Source organism: Coprococcus sp. AM100_B19A, assembly GCF_027662015.1.
Taxonomy (GTDB): Bacteria; Bacillota; Clostridia; order Lachnospirales; family Lachnospiraceae; genus Allocoprococcus; species Allocoprococcus comes.
This window is the reverse complement of record NZ_JAQDKN010000010.1, coordinates 21680-41537: the sequence shown is the minus strand read 5'-3', so window position 1 is coordinate 41537 and position 19858 is coordinate 21680. Positions and strand designations below refer to the sequence as shown.

Genomic DNA, 19858 nt, shown 5'->3' with positions numbered 1-19858 from the left:
TATGACTCCTTAAAAGATCCACAGCTTGAATGGAACATATCTTCCAACAACAAATGTGATCACAACATACAGGATCGTAATCAGGTATGCCATGTGGTCAGCACTCTTATAAATCAGAGGTTTCATCTTGGTTCTGCCATTGCCACCGCGATAACATCTTGCTTCCATTGCCATTGCAAGATCATTGGCACGGCGGAATGCGGATACAAAGAGCGGAACCAGGATCGGAATCATTGCCTTTGCCTTCTGGATCAGATTTCCACTTTCCATATCCGCACCTCTGGCAATCTGTGCCTTCATGATCTTATCCGTTTCCTCCAGAAGGATCGGAATAAAACGAAGTGCGATCGACATCATCATCGAAATCTCATGTACCGGTACATGGAGCTTATTCAATGGGTGAAGAAGCTTCTCCAGACCATCTGTCAGTGAATTCGGTGTAGTTGTCAGTGTCATAAGTGAGGATCCCATAATCAGATAGATCAGCCGGATCGCCATATAAACCGCTGTGCTTAAGCCGTACTCCGTGATCTTGATAAAGCCCACATGGACCAGTGTCTTTCCGCCCGGTGTCAGAAATAAGTTGAAACATACTGTGATCAGAAGCAGAATGATAATTGGCTTCAGTCCTCTGACAATGAATTTGAACGGTACTTTCGCCAGCTTAATGCATCCAAACAGGAACACAGTCGCAAGTACATATCCCAAAATACTTTTAAATGTAAAAAGAGAAATCAGATACAGCAGTGTGCATACAATCTTCACACGCGGATCCAGCTTATGGATACGGCTGTCAGCCGGATAATATTGTCCAATCGTTATGTCTCGAATCATTTGGCTGCCCTCTCCTTCTTCAGTGCTTTCATAATGCCATCCGCTGCTTCTTCTATCGTGGTTGCATCTGTCGGAACATCCATTCCCTTTTCCTTCAGCGCATGCATGATGTACGTTACCTGTGGTGCCGCAAGTCCCACACTCTCCAGTTCTTTGTAGTGTGCAAACACTTTCTTTGGCACATCATTAAACATGACGCTGCCTTTATTCATCACAATAATACGATCCACATATTTTGCAATATCTTCCATACTGTGGGAAACTAGAATGACAGTCATGTCTGCTTTTTCGTGCAGATAGGCAATCTGATCCAGGATCTCATCTCTTCCCTTCGGATCCAGTCCTGCAGTCGGTTCATCCAGAACCAGTACCTTCGGACGCATTGCCAGTACACCTGCGATCGCTGCACGTCTTTTCTGCCCGCCTGACAGATCAAACGGGGAATGATCGAAATATTTTTCTTTGAGACCAACAAGCTGCAACGCCTCTCTTGCCCGCTTTTCACATTCTTCCGGTGAAAGTCCCTGATTCTTCGGTCCAAAACAGACATCCTGAAGTACATTGACCTCAAAAAGCTGATGCTCCGGATACTGAAAGACCAGCCCGACCTGATTTCGCAGCTCACGTAAGTTATAGTTTTCTCCGTAAATATTCTCTCCGTTGTAATAAAGTGCTCCGCTTGTCGCCTTGATCAGTCCGTTCAGATGCTGGATCAGTGTCGATTTACCGGAGCCGGTGTGACCAATGATCCCGACAAATTCACCGTGTGGGATTTCCAGGGATACATCCTTCAGCGCATGCTTTTCATATGCAGTTCCTTCACTGTATACATAATTGATATGTTCTAATTTAATCGACATAATATCTCCACCAATTCTTCCTTCTTCAAAACTCCCGCCGGAATATCAAGTCCTCTTTTTCTCAGTTCATCAGCAAGGATCGTCACCTGCGGCACATCCAGTCTGTAGTGCTTTAAAGTATCCACCTGTGAAAAGATTTCTCTCGGTGTTCCCTGCATTACCACATGACCGTGATCCATTACGAATACGTGATCTGCATCTACAACCTCTTCCATATAATGGGTGATCAGAATCACTGTAATGTGTTCTCTTTTTCTCAGCTCCATCACACTTCGAAGTACTTCTTTTCTTCCATTCGGATCCAGCATCGCAGTTGGCTCATCCAGTACAATACACTTTGGACGCATTGCCATGACACCGGCAATCGCAACCCTCTGCTTTTGCCCCCCGGACAATTTATTCGGTGAATGGTGACGGTATTCAATCATCCCAACCGCTTTCAGGCTATCTTCCACTCTCTGCCAGATCTCCTCTGTCGGCACGCCCAGGTTCTCCGGACCAAATCCCACGTCTTCCTCAACGACCGTTCCTATGATCTGATTATCCGGATTCTGGAATACCATTCCGGCGCTCTGACGTACATCCCACAGATGTTCTTCTTCCTTCGTGTCCATTCCGTCTACCCACATGGTTCCGTCAGACGGAACCAGCAGGGCATTCATATGCTTTGCAAGTGTAGACTTCCCAGAGCCATTATGCCCCAGGATCGCAATAAACTGTCCCGGCTCGATATCCAGCGATACCTCATCAATAGCGCGGCTTTTCCCTATAATATTACCTTCTTCGTCACGCTTTGCATATTCAAATACAAGTTTATCTGTCTTGATCATTTTCATGGTATTTCCTCATATCCATTCTGTAATTTATCTGTCCATACTGTACTAGATTATAACCTAACTGGAATGCCTATGCAATTGATTTCCTGATTGTATCAAAAAAAGAATGCGCCTTCGCACATTCTTTCCCTGTGTTTCTACTACATTTTTTCAATCTTATCCCTGAGTTTCAGCATTTTTGCATCCAGCTCAGAAATTTCATCTGCATAGGTTTTTAATTCCTTTGCAACCTCTTCATTCTCTGTCTTCTTATAAAATATCTGGTACTCAAGCACAGACCAGTAATCCATTGCCACCGTACGGAGTTGGATCTCCACCTTTTCCTTCAGTGGTCCTTTGGATGAATAAATTGGGACCTCCACGATCATGTGAAGACTCTTGTATCCGTTCTTTTTGGGATTCTTAATATAATCTTTCTCACGGATGATCTGTACATCTCCCTGCGCTTTCAGACGGTCTGCGACCTCGTACACTTCATCTTCAAATGGACAGACCACGCGGATTCCGATCAAATCCTTCAGTTCTGCTCTTGCCGTGTCAAAATCCGGCTCCAGGCCTTTCCGGATCAGTTTTGTATAAATACTCTCTGCCGTCTTCACTCTGCTGCTGATCTGGTTGATCACAACATGGCGTTTCTTGCGCGAAAGATCTGCATTTATCATATTCAACTTTGCTGTAAGAAGATCGATTGCAGCTCTGCATCTGAGCTGATACTTCTGATCCTGAAGCGAACGGTCTATCTCTGCAATCTCTTTTGCAGCCTCTGTCCGGATCAGCTTTTCAGGGCACTTATTTTTCTGCTTTATCTTTGCCTTCTGTTTCTTTGGCATAGGCATCTCCCTTTTTGTCTTTTTTTTCACACAATATATATTGTATCATCTTTTGCCCTGAAAATCATCAATTCTTGTTCAAGGAAACGTTAAATTTTTTCTTCCAGATTCAAAAAGCGCAGTAAAAGCTCTGCATTCATCCGTGCAATATTATCGCTCCAGTCAATCTGCAGAAGTTCGTTTACCTTGTCGATCCTCTTCCTGATCGTATTGATATGTACATATAATTTTTCAGCCGTTGCGCTGTAGTTCATATTATTTTCCAGATATACTTTTAAAGTCTTTAAAAGCTCGATATTCTTTTCATCTTTCAGGAGTACACTGTAAGCCGAGAGCATATGAGTAAGCTCTTCTTCCGGAATATCCAGCCATGCAAGTGCACCAAGCTGAGAATACTCCCATGCAAAAAGGCTTGGATAAATCATTTTCCCCATATTCAGTGCTTTCTGGCATTTCTCTATGCTCTGACGGATACGTCCAAGAGAAGCGGCATCCAGTGAATAACCAAATTCCAGTGCCGTCTCCGGACAGCTCTTCAGAACTCTTCTCCGGAATTCTTCCAGAAGTGCCAGGATGTGACCTTTCTCCCAGTCTTCTTCTCTGTCCTCCAAAAAAAGAATTCCCACATTTTCTCCGATCATTGCGATTCTGGCATATTTGATCAGACTGCTTTTCCTGTAAGCCTCAAGGATCTCTTTTCTCCGGTTTGGAAGTTCTTCCTGATTGTCCGCGCGCCGGAACAATACATACCTGTATTTTGTACTCATGGAAATTCCCTGTACATTCGCCTGAAACATCATCTTCTGTGTATCATCTTCCGTTGCACTCAAAGCGTATAACACAAAGTTCTCAAATCCGATATTTCCCATGTTCTGCGCCGCTACGATCTGCTCATATAATCCCTGCAGCATCAGATAGGCAATCCGGATACTGTATTCATCATAATAATCCAGGAATTCCCGCGCTTCCATCACGGCAAAATACGCCTGTACACTTCCATTTACAGAAATCGGGACCCGTATCCAGCTGATTCTCGGTCCCTCCTGGTGACTCTGATTCACAAGACGGTATCTCACCATGTCCATGTAATCACAAAGCGTATGCCGGGTATACGGCATTGACGGCTCCCAGAAATCCTCTGTTTCAAGTCCGAATCCTTTCGCTATCTTCTGAAAATTCATCGAACTGTAATACGCCTCTTCTTCTACAAAATCATATAAAAATGCCGGGAAACCCATCTCAGCCTCCATCGCCTGCAGGATCCGCTTGATCTTCTGCTCTTTATATGAAAAATTCGACATCTGAAATGTCATATGACTGGTATTGATCCGCAGCCTGCGTATGGTCCGGTTCAGCACAGCAGTATTAATCTGGCTCATCACTTCCATCCATGGTGCTGAAAATGGCATGGAGATAAGGGGCACCTCATACTGATCAAAAAGCTCCAGTATCTCCTCCGGTATTTTCTCCAGATATCGTTCTCTTTTGATCATCATTCCCGCTGATTTCTGGACACTTCCCTCCCGGAATGCTTTTTCAATACAATCTGGTTCCTTTGCAATAACGTACCCTGATGAAAGTACCAGTTCCTTCCCTTTTGTCCAGTGGAATGCATCCGGTGCCTCCATAACTGTGATCCCCTGGATCTCACGGTGCAGTCCCTTTGCCCCCGCCAGAACGTAAAAATCCTTAAAATATTCCTGCGATAATAATTCCTGTATTGCGATACCCATTTCTGTCTCCTGCCTGACTGCACTTATCCCCCTCACACAGTCTGTTTTTCTCCTATTTTCTCAGTGTAACATTCATGAAAATTCTTGTCAAATCCAGTCACACACTTACTTTTTTTCCTCATAAAAATCCCGGAAACCTCACGGCTCCGGGATCTTTTTTCTTTACTTTTTCTTGTTTTTATTCACCGTCATACATCGGTGCATATGGTTCTCTGTCCTGCGCATCGAATTCGTCCTGAATTTCTTTTCGCAGTTCCGGCTGTGTATACAGGTCATATGCTGTTGCTGCAATGACTTTTGCTGCGTAAAATGCACCTTTCTGTCCGATCGTGCTTCCGGCAGATGCACAGCTCTGCCAGGTATGCGGTGCAACACCAACCGGCCAGCAAACTGCAGTAAAGAGATTCATCGGCATCATCTGGCTCACATCTCCACTGTCCGAAGAAGCAGTAAGCGGTGCTTTTTCCCAGGCATTTCTGGAAACAACACCATCTGCTAATGCCTTTTCTTTTGCTTCATACATTCTCTGATCTCTATCTTTGATAGCCGGATCAACGGTAGCCTGCAACTGTCTTGCAAATTCCATTTCCTCTTCCGTATAAGTTGGTGTTCCGACCTCCTGCAGATTCTTCCATGTCAGATCTGCAAATGATTTTTCGCTGACCATATCGCAGCAGCCATATTCAATTTTGGTCTCAACCTCCGTCTCTGTCATCATTGCAGCACCTTTTGCCACAAGTGTCAGTCTGCGGAGAATGTCTTTTACATCGCTGATGTGCGGAGCCCTTGTAAAATACCATGCACTTGCTTTATCCGGCACGATATTCGGTGAAAATCCGCCACTGTCTGTAGTATAGTGGATTCTTGCCTTGTCAACTACATGCTCTCTTAAATAGTTGGCGCCTACACTCATAAGTTCCACTGCGTCAAGCGCACTCCGCCCTCTTTCCGGTGCAAATGCTGCATGTGAAGTTTTTCCTTTGAAATAAAACTTCGCAGATGCACTCGCCAGATATCCTTCCTCATAAATCATGTTTGCAGACATCGGGTGCCAGCTCAGTGCCATATCGCATCCGTCAAACATATGATAATATGCCATTTTTACTTTTCCACTTAGCAATTCTTCTTCCGGGCATCCATAGAATCTTAAGGTTCCCGGAATTCCTTCCTGCTCAAGAAACCGTTTGATCATGATCGCTCCTGTCACAGCCCCTGCGCCCAGAAGGTTATGTCCACATCCATGTCCTGCTGCTCCCGGTGTTACCGGCTCTTTCGTGATCTGGCATTTCTGGGAAAGTCCCGGAAGCGCATCATATTCTCCAAGAACAGCGATCACCGGTTTGCCACTTCCATATTCTGCATAAAACGCATGTGGAAGATGTTCTTCATTTACAATCACAAATCCTTCATGATGAAGAAGCTCACGGATCATATCCGCTGACTTCTGCTCATTCCCGCCACTCTCAGGATTATTCCATAAATTAGTGCAGATGTCCACGCAGGTAGACCTAAGTTCCTCCATCTGCCCAAGCATCTCTTTTTTCGTCATATCTACCTCTCCTTTTCCATCCAATTATACACTATTCTTACTTTCCGGCTTCTTTTTTCTTTCCATAAGTTGCAAGTGTTACACCGATTGCTACAAATACACTTGCAAGAGTTGTCAGATAGTTTGCTGCTCCCGGAAGCCAGTTGAAAAGACCTGCGTTAATTGCAATACCAATGAGAATTGCAAATGCAAGCATACCACCTGCAAATTTGATTCTTTTCAGTCCAAACTGCATAAGCAGGGCACCAAACAGTGCCGGAAGCAGATAATTCAATGCCTCTATCACACTTGCCGGCATTGCTGAAAGTACAGAGCTTCCGAGGATAACTCCGATCGTCAGCACAGATACGTTGATGACGATGGATGTCGCCATACCGATTACTGAAACGATCGAACCTTTTTCTGTTCCTGGTTCAACGTCAGCTGCGACCTGAGCCATACCGGCACAAGGAACTCGCATATTGGAAATATTTCCTGACAAAAATGCCATGTATGTACCTACCGGACCAAGTACGGTAAAGTAAGAAATCGGTTCTACAACCCAGAGAAATCCGAATGCACTTGCTGCAGAAATAAATGCGGTGGCAAGTGCAGCAGGTTTTGGAAGAAGTCCGTACACAACTGCCAGTACAAGTGCCGGCAGGAAAGATAATACAGCTCCAAGTAATCCGGTAAGTTTACCAATCTTATGCATCTGCGGCATATATTCGCCTTCATAAAAATCTTTTTTTTCCATGTTCGCTCCTCCTTTAAATCACGGCTGTGATGATCATTGCTGCCAGAATTGAAATCGTAAGATTCCATTCTTTCAGCCACTTGATATTCTTTTTTTCTGAAATGGTTAAAAGTATTGCCATAAATACAGCTCCAAGTACGCAGGCAACTGAGTTTTTATTCAGCTTGATCAGATGAGAAGATGACATTGAACTAAATGCACCAATGATAGCCGCACTTGAAATTGCCATCAGTTTTGCCGGATCTCCACCTGAAATTTTGTGCTGTACCTTGTCCATACGGCTTGCAGAAATAGTTGCAAAGATGATCCATCCGATCGATCCAAGGATCATGGTCCATACTGCCATATCAAGTGCCAGTGGTGTCAGTGTATCTGCTCCAAGCTGTACACCAACTGATGCAGTACCAAAACCTGCTGCGATAGATTCAAACATAACGGAACCGATCAGGGAAAGTCTCATCCACGCCATCGGTCCTCCAACAGTGATCAGAAGGGAAAGCATTCCACTTAAGATTACAATAGATGGTCCAATGGAAGTGATCGCGCTGCTCTTGATTGCGTTCTTCATCTGTTTTTCTGTAAGTCCGATCTTCTTTCCTGCCGAATAAGATTTTTTTGCAAAGATCAGGGCCTGTGCGATAACGAGTATTACCGGGATTCCACAGGCGATCCACATCGGTATACTGTTGGCGATTTTCATAGCATCCATATTGCTACCTCCTTAGAAATAAATAAAATATTCATAAAATTTATTGAAATTATAATAAAATTATCGCGATAATTCTATGAATAAATATTCACTTTTCTTTTAAAAGGCATATAGAGGTGAAAAAAAATTCACTTCCATATGCCCTTTCATGAAAAAATATTTTATTGATAAATTCTTTCAGCAAACAATTTGTATTGCCATTTTCTATAAGCCTTTCAAAACTTCCACTTCGCCAAATGCTTTCAGAAATTGTTTTTTCCCATATCCCGGAAATTCCAGTTCGATCATCATCTCGTCCTCAGAAATAATCTCCCCTTCCCCGTACTTCGGATGTCTGCCTTTTCGCTCTGGCTTCCGTGTTTCTTTCTGTTCTTCTTCCTCCTGCTTTTTCTCCCTGATCAGCTCCCGCGTATCTTTCCGCAGTTTCTGCAAATTCGCTTTCCGCGACTCACTTCCCGGCTTTTCTTCCCATTCAAGCAGCTCCTCCGGCAGCATCCGCAGATAATTGCTTGGTGTCTCATATGTCCCCGGGATCGTCGGATTTGTATAATAGGAAAGTTCCAGATTCTTCCTTGCACGGGTCAGTCCTACGAAGAACAGACGGCGCTCCTCTTCTTCCTGTTCTATGCTTTTGCAGCGAAGCGGGATCAGTCCTTGATTCATTCCGATGATGAATACATAGTCAAATTCCAGACCTTTTGAGGCATGCAGTGTCATAAGATGAACTGCGTCTTCTTCCTCCGTCTGTCGTTCTATATCCGCCGCTTTTTCCATCGTATGTTCGCCCGAAACCGCATTCAGCTTCCCTTCTGCAACATACTCCCGGATCATATAAGGTCTTTCCGGAACCGGATCCTCATCCTCTTTCTGTTTTGCCGGAAGAACATAAGGAAGTTCTGCTCTTTCAAATACTTTTTCCAGAATCTCTGCCTGCTTCTGCACCCGGTAGAAAACCGCAATCTCCCGGTAAGGAAGTCCCTGCTCATGAAGCTCACGGATCCGCTCTGTCAGATACTCTGCCTCGATAAATGGATCATAATGATTCCTTACCAGAATCTTCTCCCCTCTTTCGCCACTTCCCTCAATCTTTCCTCCAAACTGAAGAAAACGGTTCGCCGCTTCCAGGATCACTTCATCGGACCGGTAGTTAATCGGCAGAGTCAGTTCTTTTGCGCCAAATCTGTGCTTGATCAGGAAGAACATATTCGGTCCGGTTCCTCTCCAGCTGTAGATCACCTGATTCGGATCCCCCACCGCAAAAAAGTGAGTCCGTGTGCCTTTTAACGCCTCCAGAAATTCCAGCTGTTTTTCGTCACTGTCCTGTACCTCATCGACAATGATCCACTTAAGATCCAGCACCTCTTCCTGCTCTTTTGCCACCTGCGTTCCTTCTTCCAGAAGATCTGCAAAGGACATTTTATTCTGCTGTCTTTTTGCCTTCTCAAGAAGCGGAAAGATCTGAAACAGATCATCTTTGTATTTTCCCTGTGTTCTTCCTTTCCGATATGCCGCGTAATCCTCTTCCATCCGCTTTTTCAGACGGTTCTGGTATTTGATCTTATAACCGCCTTCTTTTGCGATGGCAAGCACCATTTCCATTTCATCTTTCGGTGTGATAACGGTAAATTCCCGGTTCCATTCTTCCAATTTTGTTCCGTCTTCTGCCTTTTCCGGAAGAAATCTTCGCAGAATCCTTAAGGCAACACTGTGAAAGGTTCCAAATCCCCACAGTTCTTCTTCCGTAAGCTCTGCTTCTTTTCTGGATAGACGTTCTGCGATCTCATCTGCCGCCTTGTTGGTAAAGGTAAGCACTACCATTTTCTCATACGAAACCTGCTTTTTCTCATGCAGATGCCGCACTTTCTCGATCAGCACTGTTGTCTTTCCGCTCCCTACATTTGCATTTACCAGACATGCCGGGCTTTCATCCAGCACCGCCTCCTGCTGGTAAGAATTTAAAGTTTTTATTTCTTCTATATTATTCATTTCCAAGCTGTTCATCATATCGCCTTTGCAAACGGTCTCTCTTCTTCTGTCGTTCTTTTTTCTCCTGCTCATCCATTTTCGCTTCATACCGTACCCGGATCTGCATATCCGCCGGACAGATCACATGATACCGCAAGGTATTGGTCAGACTTTGGAGGTTATCCTGCTCCATCAGCCATTTTGCATAAAATTCATTTTCCATCGTCAGGATCAGCTTGTGTCCTTCTGTACTGACTTTTTTAATGGTCTTCAGGAACTGCCCGCCTGCCTCGCCATTTTTGACCACGGCATAACAGACCTTCTCCCACTCATCCGGCAGATTGAAGAAAGAAAATTCTTTCCGGATCACAGGCTGTGGCTCTTTGATATTTTTCTTCAGATAAACCGGCGGTTCGCTCTCTTCCAGAAGATTATCAAGTCCCCACAGAACCGTCTTCTTATCCAGATTGTAGTCACCTACGCATGCCGGACAGCCATCCTCACACGGACAGCCGCTGACCATTTTAATCGCACTTTCCAGAATTTCCGGAATCAGATCATAGATCTTCTCCGAATAACCAAGTCCGCCCTCATATTTGTCATAAATGAAGAGGGACACCTTTTCCTCCCGGAACTCATCCGGAATGGTCGCATTGTTGGACATGGTCACATCGATATCATCCCGTTCCGTCATCGTCACCATCATTACCGCATTCTTGATCGCATACTGCATTCCGTCAAAATGATTGTTCAGCACCAGCTCTCCCATCCGATTTGGCAAAAGAAGACTCCGGTAGACTCTGACAACATTCTCCGGCATCGTAAGCCAGGTGCTTTCCGTTCCATAATCCTTCTGAAGCGGCTGTGTCAGCGTCACATAGCCCAGATTCTGATGGTTATGGAACTGCAGTTTCTTGTACATAGCAATGATTTCGTTTACATTGATATCTCCAAAACGGATTTCCGTCCTCTGATACGCATCCTCCTGAAATACATGCAGGATACGCGTCTCTTCCTGTCCTGCCGGTACCGTATAATAATCCCCTGTAAACGGAATGGCGTAAGCTGTCCGGCTGACCAGATCCATCTTCGTGATCTCATAGGATGCACCATCATGCATATATACAGCACCCGGATGGATCTCATGGTATGCCTGGGATTCGTCCATCTCCGTGATCTCATGTCCGTCCTCCTGCGCGAGCAGCTTGAACCTGGTCTTGTCCATATTACGCAGGCTGTAATCCCCTGCCGGAAATGCAGGTCCCGCCCAGGCAAATCTTCCGGCAAGGCTTTTTACTTCTCCGGCGCTTAAAAGCACCGGGATCATTTCTCCAAGATCCGGAAAAAGCGCAATATCATCCAGTGAAAGTGGCATCTCAGCAGCCGCTGCGCGCAGATGTGCAAGCTCGATCAGAAGATTGTCCGGATCCACGATCGCATTTTCACTTTCTCTTGAGAACAGCCATTCCGGATCGATGGCAATGTACTGGTCAAACGGTTCATTTTCCAGGATCAGATAATTGACACAGGCACTGCCGCTTCGTCCGGCACGTCCACTCTGTTGCCAGAAGGACGCCCTTGTCCCCGGATAACCGACGATCACAGTTGCATCCAGCTTTCCGATGTCGATCCCAAGCTCCAGTGCATTCGTCGATACCAGCCCGGTCAGTTCTCCCTCCGTCATCTTCCGCTCAATCTCTTTTCGCTCCAGCGGGGTATAACCGCCACGGTATCCTGCGATCAGATCTGCCGGATTCTTGCCGCCCACCCGCGCCATTCCAAGAAATCCGGCAGCATCTAATTTATCCTTTGCTTCTTTTAGAATAACTTCTACATTTCTTCTGGATCGTCCAAAGGTGATAAAATGATGATCCTCTTCCACCAGCTCCGGTATCAGTCCGGCTGCCACGGTTGACGCCGCAATCCTTCCATATACTTTGTCATTATTCCCCTTGATCTCCGGCGGCTGGATAATACAGTATTCCTTCTCCGGTGCCGGCGATCCATCCCGGTCAATCAGCGTAAATCCGCTTCCACAGATTTTTTCGGCAAGCTCTACCGGATTGGCGATCGTCGCGGAGCTGCACAGAAAATGCGGATTCGAATGGTAATACCGGCAAATCCGGTGCATTCTCCGGAAAATATTTGCCAGATGTGCTCCGAAAGCACCGCGGTAAGAATGAAGCTCATCGATCACTACATATCGTAAATTTGCAAAAATCGCATCAAACCCGTAATTGCTGTGATTCGGAAGGAATGCCGAGTTCAGCATCTCCGGATTGGTCAGGATAATATTTGCACTCTTGCGGATCCTTGTCCGCTCGGCAGGTTTGGTATCTCCATCGTACACGCCTGCTGAAACTCTTCCTTCTCCGAAAAATTTCAAAATCGACTGCATCGCGCGGTACTGGTCACTTGCCAGTGCCTTGGTCGGGTAAATAAAAATCGCACGTGTCAGCGGGTCTTCCAGAATTCCCTGCAATACCGGGAGCAGAAAGGCAAGCGTCTTTCCACTTGCCGTCGAAGTCGTAATAACCACATTTTCCCCGGCTCTGACCTTCTCAAACATCTCAACCTGATGTGCATAGAGTCTGGAAATATGGTTGCTTTCCAGATATCCCCGGATTTCTTCCCGGAACTCCTCCGGGTAGTCCCGGTACAATGGCTCCCTTTTCTTCATTTTTCTTGTATAAATGATCAGCTTTTTAATTTCTTCCGTCATGAATTCCTCCATAATTTAAAAAATGTGCACCTATGGCACGCAATACCTTTTATTTCACAGGAAGTTCCCGTAGAATAAAAACCAAACACATATTCGTATGTACAGTATAGCATGGCTTTCCCATTCCTTCCATAGATATTTAGTGTATAGATATATTCTATATCATTCATGTAAATTATCTATAAAAAATGTTGTCCATGCAACATACATTTTATTAAAAGAATGTTAAATTCATATTTTGGATATGCAAATTTTATTCAGGGAGGAATACATACAATGAAAAAGAGATTTTTATCAATCGCTCTTACACTTGCTATGGTATCATCTATGGCAATAGGATGCGGAAGCAGCAAGTCAGATTCTGCTGACAGCAAAAAAGAAGAGGGTGCAAAGACAGAAGCTTCTGCCGATACAGAAAGTAACCAGATCTTATTTAACGGATCTTCTACTTTAGCACCGGTTATCACTTCTATGGCTACTACTTTCTTTGATACTTATGGAACATGGGATGCATATGATTCATCTCTTCCAAAAGAAGATATCGCAATCTACGTTTCAGCAGGCGGATCCGGACAGGGAACCAAAGCCGTTATCGATGGAACTGCAACATTTGGTATGGTTGCAAGAAGCGTAAAGGATGAAGAAAAAGAAGCAATCAAAGATGAAAAAGAATACCAGGTTGGTATCGATGCTCTGACGATCGCAGTAAACCCGGCTAATCCAGTAAATGATGTTCTTGATAACCTTACAACGGAACAGATCGTAGGACTTTTCTCCGGCGAATATGCTACATGGAAAGATCTTGACTCATCTCTTCCTGACGAAGAAGTTGTTGTTATTACACGTGATATCAACGGTGGAGCTCACGAAGTATTCCAGAAGAATATCATGGGTGACACAGAAGTAAAAGCGGATGCGATCCAGGCTTCTTCTATGGGTGAACTTGTTCAGGATATCATTGATAACCAGTACGCAATCGGATATGCTTCATTTGGTGTTGCTAACCAGAATGAAGGAAAAGTAACTCCACTGAAAGTAAACGGTGTTGCTGCAACAAAAGAAAACATTCTTGATGGATCTTACATCATCCAGAGACCACTTCTTCTTGTAGGTTCTGGTGATCCGACAGATGTACAGCAGGCTTTCCTTGATTACGTTCTTGGTGATGAAGGACAGAAAACTGTAGAAGATATGGGATTCATTCCTATGAAATAATCTTCCGATATTGAAGGGGTGTGCAAAGACACACCCCTTTTTCTTGCTATATGTCGCTGGTTAATCCCAGGGATCAATTTTGATTTGTATCCGGACAGCGCTGTCTGTCCTGCATCATACCTAGAAAGGATTTACTATGTTTAAGAAACTTTCAGATAAATTCAGCAAAGGAATCATTTATCTGGCTGCCTTTCTCGTAACGGCACTGATGGCAGTCATGATGATCCATATTGTGAAGGAAAGTATTCCTGCCATTTCACAGCTTGGAATCAAAATATTCCTGCCTACCACTGAATGGCGCCCTGTCAGTCAGAAACCGCAGTACGGACTTTTACCTGCGATTGCCGGTACCCTTTATGTCTCAGCGATCGCAGTTGTCCTCGCACTCATCTTCGGCGTTGCCTGTGCCTGCTTTCTGGACTATTACCTTCCGAAAAAGGTGGCATCCATATTCCTTGCGTTCATCGATCTGGTTGCAGGAATCCCGTCCGTCATCTTCGGATTTATCGGACTTACGGTTCTTGTAAAAGCCTTTGCCACCCACCTCCATATGGCAGCCGGTCAATGTATCCTGGCAGCCGGGATCGTGCTGGGGATCATGCTTTTACCATTCGTTATTTCCACCTGTCATGAATCTTTACAGACTGCACGAAAGACTTACGAGTTCAGTGCGATCACACTTGGATTCTCCAGAGAATTTACCCTGCTGCATTTTATTCTTCCGGCAATCCGGCCGGGAATCATTGCAGGTGCCATGATGGCATTCGGCCGCGCACTTGGCGAGACAATGGCCGTCATGATGGTAATCGGTAATTCCCCGATTTATCCCAAACTCCTTGGACGTGGTCAGACACTTCCTGCCCTCACCGCACTGGAAATGGGAAGTATTGAATACGGAAGCCTTCACCTCTCCGTACTTTACGTTGCAAATGCTGTGCTACTTGTGATTCTTTTCATCGTACTCGGTATCAGCTATCTTCTGAAAAGGAGGCTTGCCACCCATGAGAACTAAACTGCAGAAATTTTTCACACGCCTGATTCTCAGTATACTCGGACTTTGCGTGATCGTTGTTACACTCTTCCTTTTCCTTTATGTCTCCTGGAAAGGGAAAAAAGTATTTAGCCTGTCCTTTCTTCTGGACAAGCCTGCCGGTGTTCCACTTGGAACTGCAGGCGGTATCTATCCGGCACTGATGGGTTCCATTTATCTTGGCGCACTTTCCGCACTGATCGGCGGTGTCCTTGGTATCGGCGCTGCCATTTATCTTGTATTTTACAGCACCGGAAAACGATTTTCCGTCCTTGTAAATATGGCGATCACCGGACTTTCCGGAATCCCTTCGATCCTGTTCGGGCTGGTTGGATATACGCTTCTGATCTACCGTTTTGGACTTAGCCGCAGCCTTCTGTGTTCGGCACTGTGTGTTGCAGCAATGATCATTCCTTTTGTTGCAATCCGAGCAGAAAAGATTCTGGAAGAGAAGGGACGTGAATATATGAAGAACTCCCTAAGTCTCGGACTTTCCCGTGAGTATACCCTCCGGAAACTGATCCTTCCAGTCTGCTCTGTAGAGCTTCTCGGAACCGTTGCGCTTGGAATGGCATACGGCATGGGTGCCGTTGCACCGATTTTATACACCGGAGCTGTCATGCAGGCAGATGTTCCGCATTCTCTCTCCGATCCGTTCATGTCACTTCCATATCACCTGTATATCCTTGTGAACAACGGATTTTCTTTGGATTATGCTTATGGAACCGCATTTGTACTGATGCTCTTCCTGCTCATCATCCAGTTAATATGTAAATTTATCACCTATCTACGAAAGGACAACTGATATGCTGAATATAGAAAATCTAAAATGTGGATTTGGAAAACACGAAATTCTTCACGGAATCAGCCTGACGATCCCGAAAGGACAGATTACAGCCATCGTTGGTCAGTCCGGCTGCGGAAAAACAACTTTTCTGAAAACCCTGAACCGGATGGTAGAAGAAGAAGGCGGCTATCTCTCAGGAACAATTACTTTAGAAGGAACCGACATCAAATCTCTTCCGAAAGAAAAACTCAGAAGGCGTGTTGGCATGGTTTTCCAACAGCCGATCGCTTTCCCGCACAGTATCGAAAAGAATCTGTCTTATGTACTGAAATACCACGGTGTCCGTAATAAGAAAGAGATTGCTGAGAAAATTACAGAGTCTCTGCAGAAAGCAAAACTCTACGATGAAGTCAAAGATCAACTGAAAAAATCCGCCCTCAAATTATCCGGCGGTCAGAAGCAGCGTCTTGCTATCGCACGAAGCCTCTGTGCCGGTCCGGAGATCCTGCTCCTTGACGAGCCGTGCTCCGCACTGGATATGAAGAATACAATTGCAATCGAAGAAACGCTTTTGGAGTTGAAAGACCAGTATACTTTCGTCATCGTCACACATAATCTGGCTCAGGCAAAGCGAATTGCCGATCAGGTGATCTTCATGGATCATGGAGAAGTACTGGAAGTGACGGAAAAAGAGAAATTCTTTGAAAATCCGGCATCGGAACCGGCGAAAGAACAGATACAGTATATGTAATAAAAAACGTCCGATTATCACATTTTACTCCGTGATAACCGGACGATTTTTTTATTTCTATATTTTTATTTCAGCATCTCTCTGAGCAGTTCATTAACCATACCCGGATTTGCTTTTCCTTTCATTGCCTTCATGATCTGTCCAACCAGTGCGCCAAGTGCTTTTTCTTTTCCACCCTTGAAATCTTCCACTGCCTTTGGATTCTTTGCAATCACTTCTTCCGCAAGTGTGCGGAGTGCACCTTCATCGTTGACGGTCTTCAGTCCGTGATCCTCTACATATTTTTCCGGATCCACATCCTCTGCAAATACCTTTTCAAATACCTCTTTTGCTACAGAACTGTTGATGGTTCCCGTGTCTGCAAGTTCGATCAGTTTTGCAAGGTTCTCCGGTGAAAATTTAATATCTGCCGGCTCCTGTCCGTTTTCATTTAACAGACGCATGGTTTCTACCATCAGCCAGTTGGACACCTTTTTCGGCTTGTTGCAGATTGCACAGGTCGCCTCAAAGAGATCTGCCATCTTCTTCGTTCCGGTAATGAGCTCCGCATCATAACGTGGAATATCATAATCTTTCTCATAACGTGCAAGTTTTTCATTTCTCAGCTCCGGCTGTTGGTCTTTGATCTTCTGGATCCATTCATCACTGATCACGATCGGCACCAGATCCGGTTCCGGGAAATAGCGATAGTCCTGCGCATCCTCTTTGGAACGCATTGCATAAGAATATTCTTTATTATCATCCCATCTTCTGGTTTCCTGAATGACTTTCTTTCCTTCTTCGATGAGTTCGATCTGTCTCTGTCTCTCTCCCTCGATCGCATGTGTAATCGCTTTAAAGGAGTTCAGGTTCTTCATCTCAGTACGTGTTCCAAACTCAGAAGCACCTACTTCACGAACCGAAAGATTGACGTCTGCTCGCATGGATCCTTCCTGAAGCTTACAGTCCGATGCTCCCAGATACTGGCAGATCATACGCAATTTTTCCAGATAAGCAATGACTTCATCTGCCGAACGCATATCCGGCTCCGATACAATCTCGATCAGCGGAACCCCACTTCGGTTATAATCTACTAAAGAGCAGTCCTCCCACTCATCATGGATCAGCTTTCCGGCATCCTCTTCCATATGCATCTCATGGATCCGAACTTTTTTCTTCTGCTCTCCGACTTCAATCTCTACATAGCCGTCTCTCGCAATTGGCAGATAGAGCTGTGAAATCTGATAGTTCTGCGGGTTATCCGGATAGAAATAATTCTTACGGTCGAATTTGCACACCTGTGTGATCTTACAGTTTGTCGCAAGTCCTACTGCCATCGCATATTCTACTACTTTTTTATTTAATACCGGAAGGGAGCCCGGCATACCGGTACATACCGGGCAAGTATGTGTATTCGGTGCGCCCCCGAATGCGGTACTGCATCCACAGAAAATTTTTGTCTTTGTTGCAAGTTCTACGTGAACTTCCAGACCGATTACGGTTTCATACTGCTTTGACATCTATGCTTCCTCCTTTCCGGCTGCTTCTGTTTTGTCGTACATAGATACCCATTTTTTCTCTGTCAGGCACTCATAGGTATAAGCTGCCTGAAAAAGCTTCTTCTCCTGGAAGCAGTCTCCGATGAGCTGCATTCCAACCGGAAGTCCTTTCGCATCCCGTCCAACCGGAATACTAATCCCCGGAAGTCCTGCCAGGTTGACGGAAATCGTATAAATGTCGCCCAGATACATTTTGATCGGATCACTTAAGGAAGCTCCAAGCTTCGGTGCTGTCGTCGGTGCTGCCGGCGCCAGGATCATATCATATTTTGCAAATGCACTGTCAAATGCCTTTTTAATCAGTGCTTTTGTACGGAGTGCTTTCAGATAATAAGCATCATAATATCCGGAACTGAGTACGAAAGACCCAAGCATGATACGGCGCTTTACCTCCGGTCCGAAACCCTCGGAGCGGGTCTTTTTGTACATCTGGTGAAGCTCTTCATAATCCTTTGTGCGATATCCGTATTTCACACCGTCAAATCGGGACAGGTTGGAACTTGCCTCTGCTGATGCGATGACATAATAAGCCGGAATCGCATATTTTACAAGTCCAAGATCAAATTCTTCAATCTCAGCTCCTGCATTTTTCAGAACCTCTGCGGCTTTCAGAATCGGTTTTTTCACTTCTTCGTCCAGACCTTCTCCAAAATAATCTTTTGGAATACCGATCTTCATCCCTTTTACATCGTTTACCAACGCACTTGTAAAATCCGTGTCCTGGCGTTCTACCGAAGTGCTGTCTTTTACATCATGGGATGCGATGGTCTCAAGAACCGTTGCACAGTCAGTTACGTCCCTTGCAACCGGTCCGATCTGGTCAAGAGATGATCCGTAAGCGATCAGTCCATAACGGGATACCGTTCCGTAGGTTGGCTTGATTCCAACGATTCCGCAGTAAGAACTTGGCTGACGGATCGATCCGCCGGTGTCAGATCCAAGAGCATATGGTACTTCCAGAGCCGCAACTGCCGCACAGGAGCCACCGGAAGATCCACCCGGTACATGCTCCAGATTCCACGGATTCTTTGTCTCTCCATAATAAGAAGTCTCAGTCGTGCTTCCCATCGCAAATTCATCCATATTAGTCTTTCCGATCACAACTGCACCTGCTTTTTCCAGGTTCAGAACTGCTTCTGCTGAAAATGTCGGTACAAAATTACTCAGAATTTTTGAACTGCAGGTGGTCGTCACACCTTCCGTACACATGTTATCCTTGATCGCAACCGGTACTCCCGCAAGCGGCCCTGTCAGTGTTCCATCATCGATCAGCTTCTGTACCTCTTCTGCTCTTTTAAGTGATGCCTCTTTCTGAAGTGACACAAAACTGTTTACTTCTTTTTCTACTTTATCTATCTGTGTAAAGCACGCTTCCACTGCTTCTTTTACTGTAATCTCTTTTGCCTGAATCTTTTTTCCGAGTTCAACGGCTGTAAGACTTTTCAAATCCATCCTGGTCTCCTCCTATGCGAATGTTCTAGGTACTTTGTAGCTCTGTTCCTTCTGCTGTGGCGCATTTGCCAGCATTGCCTCGTGATTGTCTCCATTTGTCACTACATCCTCACGGAATACATTATTTACCGGAAATACATGTGACATCGGTTCAATTCCTTCTGTATCCAGTTCATTCAGGGTATCAATATAATCAAGCATGGTTTCCATATCTTTCTTTGCCTGCTCTTTTTCTTCGTCAGAAAGCTCCAGCTTTGCCAGGATTCCAACGTATTCGATTGTTTCATCCGAAATCTTGTTTGCCATTGTAC

At 45.1% G+C, this 19858-nt stretch carries 17 protein-coding genes; 4 read left to right on the top strand and 13 right to left on the bottom strand.

Going from position 1 to position 19858, the window contains the following annotated elements:
* Positions 1–9: 9 nt before the first annotated feature.
* From PGQ33_RS10990 to PGQ33_RS10945, 10 genes are all read right to left on the bottom strand, one after another.
* Positions 10–834, bottom strand: coding sequence for an energy-coupling factor transporter transmembrane component T family protein (locus tag PGQ33_RS10990; protein WP_195367943.1), 825 nt, complete (start codon positions 832–834; stop codon positions 10–12).
* Positions 831–1694: an energy-coupling factor transporter ATPase gene (locus PGQ33_RS10985; protein WP_022220797.1), complete on the bottom strand. Its 864-nt coding sequence runs from the start codon at positions 1692–1694 to the stop codon at positions 831–833. The genes PGQ33_RS10990 and PGQ33_RS10985 overlap by 4 nt, the downstream gene beginning before the upstream one ends.
* Complete coding sequence (locus PGQ33_RS10980) at positions 1679–2530, bottom strand: energy-coupling factor transporter ATPase (RefSeq protein ID WP_118217488.1); 852 nt, start codon at positions 2528–2530, stop codon at positions 1679–1681. The genes PGQ33_RS10985 and PGQ33_RS10980 overlap by 16 nt, the downstream gene beginning before the upstream one ends.
* 140 nt (positions 2531–2670) lie before the next feature.
* Complete coding sequence (locus PGQ33_RS10975; protein WP_022220798.1) at positions 2671–3360, bottom strand: GTP pyrophosphokinase; 690 nt, start codon at positions 3358–3360, stop codon at positions 2671–2673.
* Between the two features lie 89 nt (positions 3361–3449).
* Positions 3450–5093 carry a PucR family transcriptional regulator gene (locus tag PGQ33_RS10970; protein WP_270205730.1) on the bottom strand — a complete coding sequence of 548 codons (1644 nt, stop codon included), beginning with the start codon at positions 5091–5093 and terminating at the stop codon, positions 3450–3452.
* A gap of 178 nt (positions 5094–5271) precedes the next feature.
* Complete coding sequence (locus tag PGQ33_RS10965) at positions 5272–6642, bottom strand: amidohydrolase (protein ID WP_195502258.1); 1371 nt, start codon at positions 6640–6642, stop codon at positions 5272–5274.
* Between the two features lie 37 nt (positions 6643–6679).
* The gene (locus PGQ33_RS10960) at positions 6680–7378 is read right to left on the bottom strand and encodes a hypothetical protein (RefSeq protein ID WP_008373154.1); all 699 of its coding nucleotides are present in this window, start codon (positions 7376–7378) and stop codon (positions 6680–6682) included.
* Between the two features lie 13 nt (positions 7379–7391).
* Positions 7392–8087, bottom strand: a complete 696-nt coding sequence (locus PGQ33_RS10955) for a DUF5058 family protein (protein WP_008373153.1) — start codon at positions 8085–8087, stop codon at positions 7392–7394.
* A 204-nt stretch (positions 8088–8291) separates the two neighbouring features.
* Positions 8292–10145, bottom strand: coding sequence for an ATP-dependent helicase (locus PGQ33_RS10950; protein ID WP_330663260.1), 1854 nt, complete (start codon positions 10143–10145; stop codon positions 8292–8294).
* Positions 10066–12774, bottom strand: coding sequence for a DEAD/DEAH box helicase (locus PGQ33_RS10945; RefSeq protein WP_270205729.1), 2709 nt, complete (start codon positions 12772–12774; stop codon positions 10066–10068). The genes PGQ33_RS10950 and PGQ33_RS10945 overlap by 80 nt, the downstream gene beginning before the upstream one ends.
* Positions 12775–13050: 276 nt before the next feature.
* On the opposite strand from PGQ33_RS10945, the gene PGQ33_RS10940 reads away from it, so the two are divergent.
* From PGQ33_RS10940 to PGQ33_RS10925, 4 genes are all read left to right on the top strand, one after another.
* Positions 13051–13989 (top strand): phosphate ABC transporter substrate-binding protein, encoded by a 939-nt coding sequence (locus PGQ33_RS10940; protein WP_270205728.1) that lies wholly within the window; start codon positions 13051–13053, stop codon positions 13987–13989.
* Between the two features lie 136 nt (positions 13990–14125).
* Positions 14126–15001: a phosphate ABC transporter permease subunit PstC gene (gene pstC / locus PGQ33_RS10935; RefSeq protein ID WP_215634169.1), complete on the top strand. Its 876-nt coding sequence runs from the start codon at positions 14126–14128 to the stop codon at positions 14999–15001.
* Positions 14991–15824: a PstA family ABC transporter permease gene (locus tag PGQ33_RS10930; protein ID WP_270205727.1), complete on the top strand. Its 834-nt coding sequence runs from the start codon at positions 14991–14993 to the stop codon at positions 15822–15824. The genes pstC and PGQ33_RS10930 overlap by 11 nt, the downstream gene beginning before the upstream one ends.
* 1 nt (position 15825) lies before the next feature.
* Positions 15826–16557, top strand: coding sequence for a phosphate ABC transporter ATP-binding protein (locus tag PGQ33_RS10925; RefSeq protein ID WP_055247668.1), 732 nt, complete (start codon positions 15826–15828; stop codon positions 16555–16557).
* 65 nt (positions 16558–16622) lie between these two features.
* Here the strand turns inward: PGQ33_RS10925 and gatB are convergent, their stop codons facing one another.
* Genes gatB through gatC form a run of 3 tightly spaced genes read right to left on the bottom strand, consistent with a single transcriptional unit; the run spans position 16623 to position 19853 of the window.
* Positions 16623–18056: an Asp-tRNA(Asn)/Glu-tRNA(Gln) amidotransferase subunit GatB gene (gene gatB, locus PGQ33_RS10920; protein ID WP_270205726.1), complete on the bottom strand. Its 1434-nt coding sequence runs from the start codon at positions 18054–18056 to the stop codon at positions 16623–16625.
* Positions 18057–19547, bottom strand: a complete 1491-nt coding sequence (gene gatA / locus PGQ33_RS10915; protein ID WP_270205725.1) for an Asp-tRNA(Asn)/Glu-tRNA(Gln) amidotransferase subunit GatA — start codon at positions 19545–19547, stop codon at positions 18057–18059. It abuts the gene before it with no gap.
* Positions 19548–19559: 12 nt separating this feature from the next.
* A complete protein-coding gene (gene gatC / locus PGQ33_RS10910; protein ID WP_008373126.1) occupies positions 19560–19853 on the bottom strand; it encodes an Asp-tRNA(Asn)/Glu-tRNA(Gln) amidotransferase subunit GatC in 294 nt (97 codons plus the stop codon).
* Positions 19854–19858: the final 5 nt, after the last annotated feature.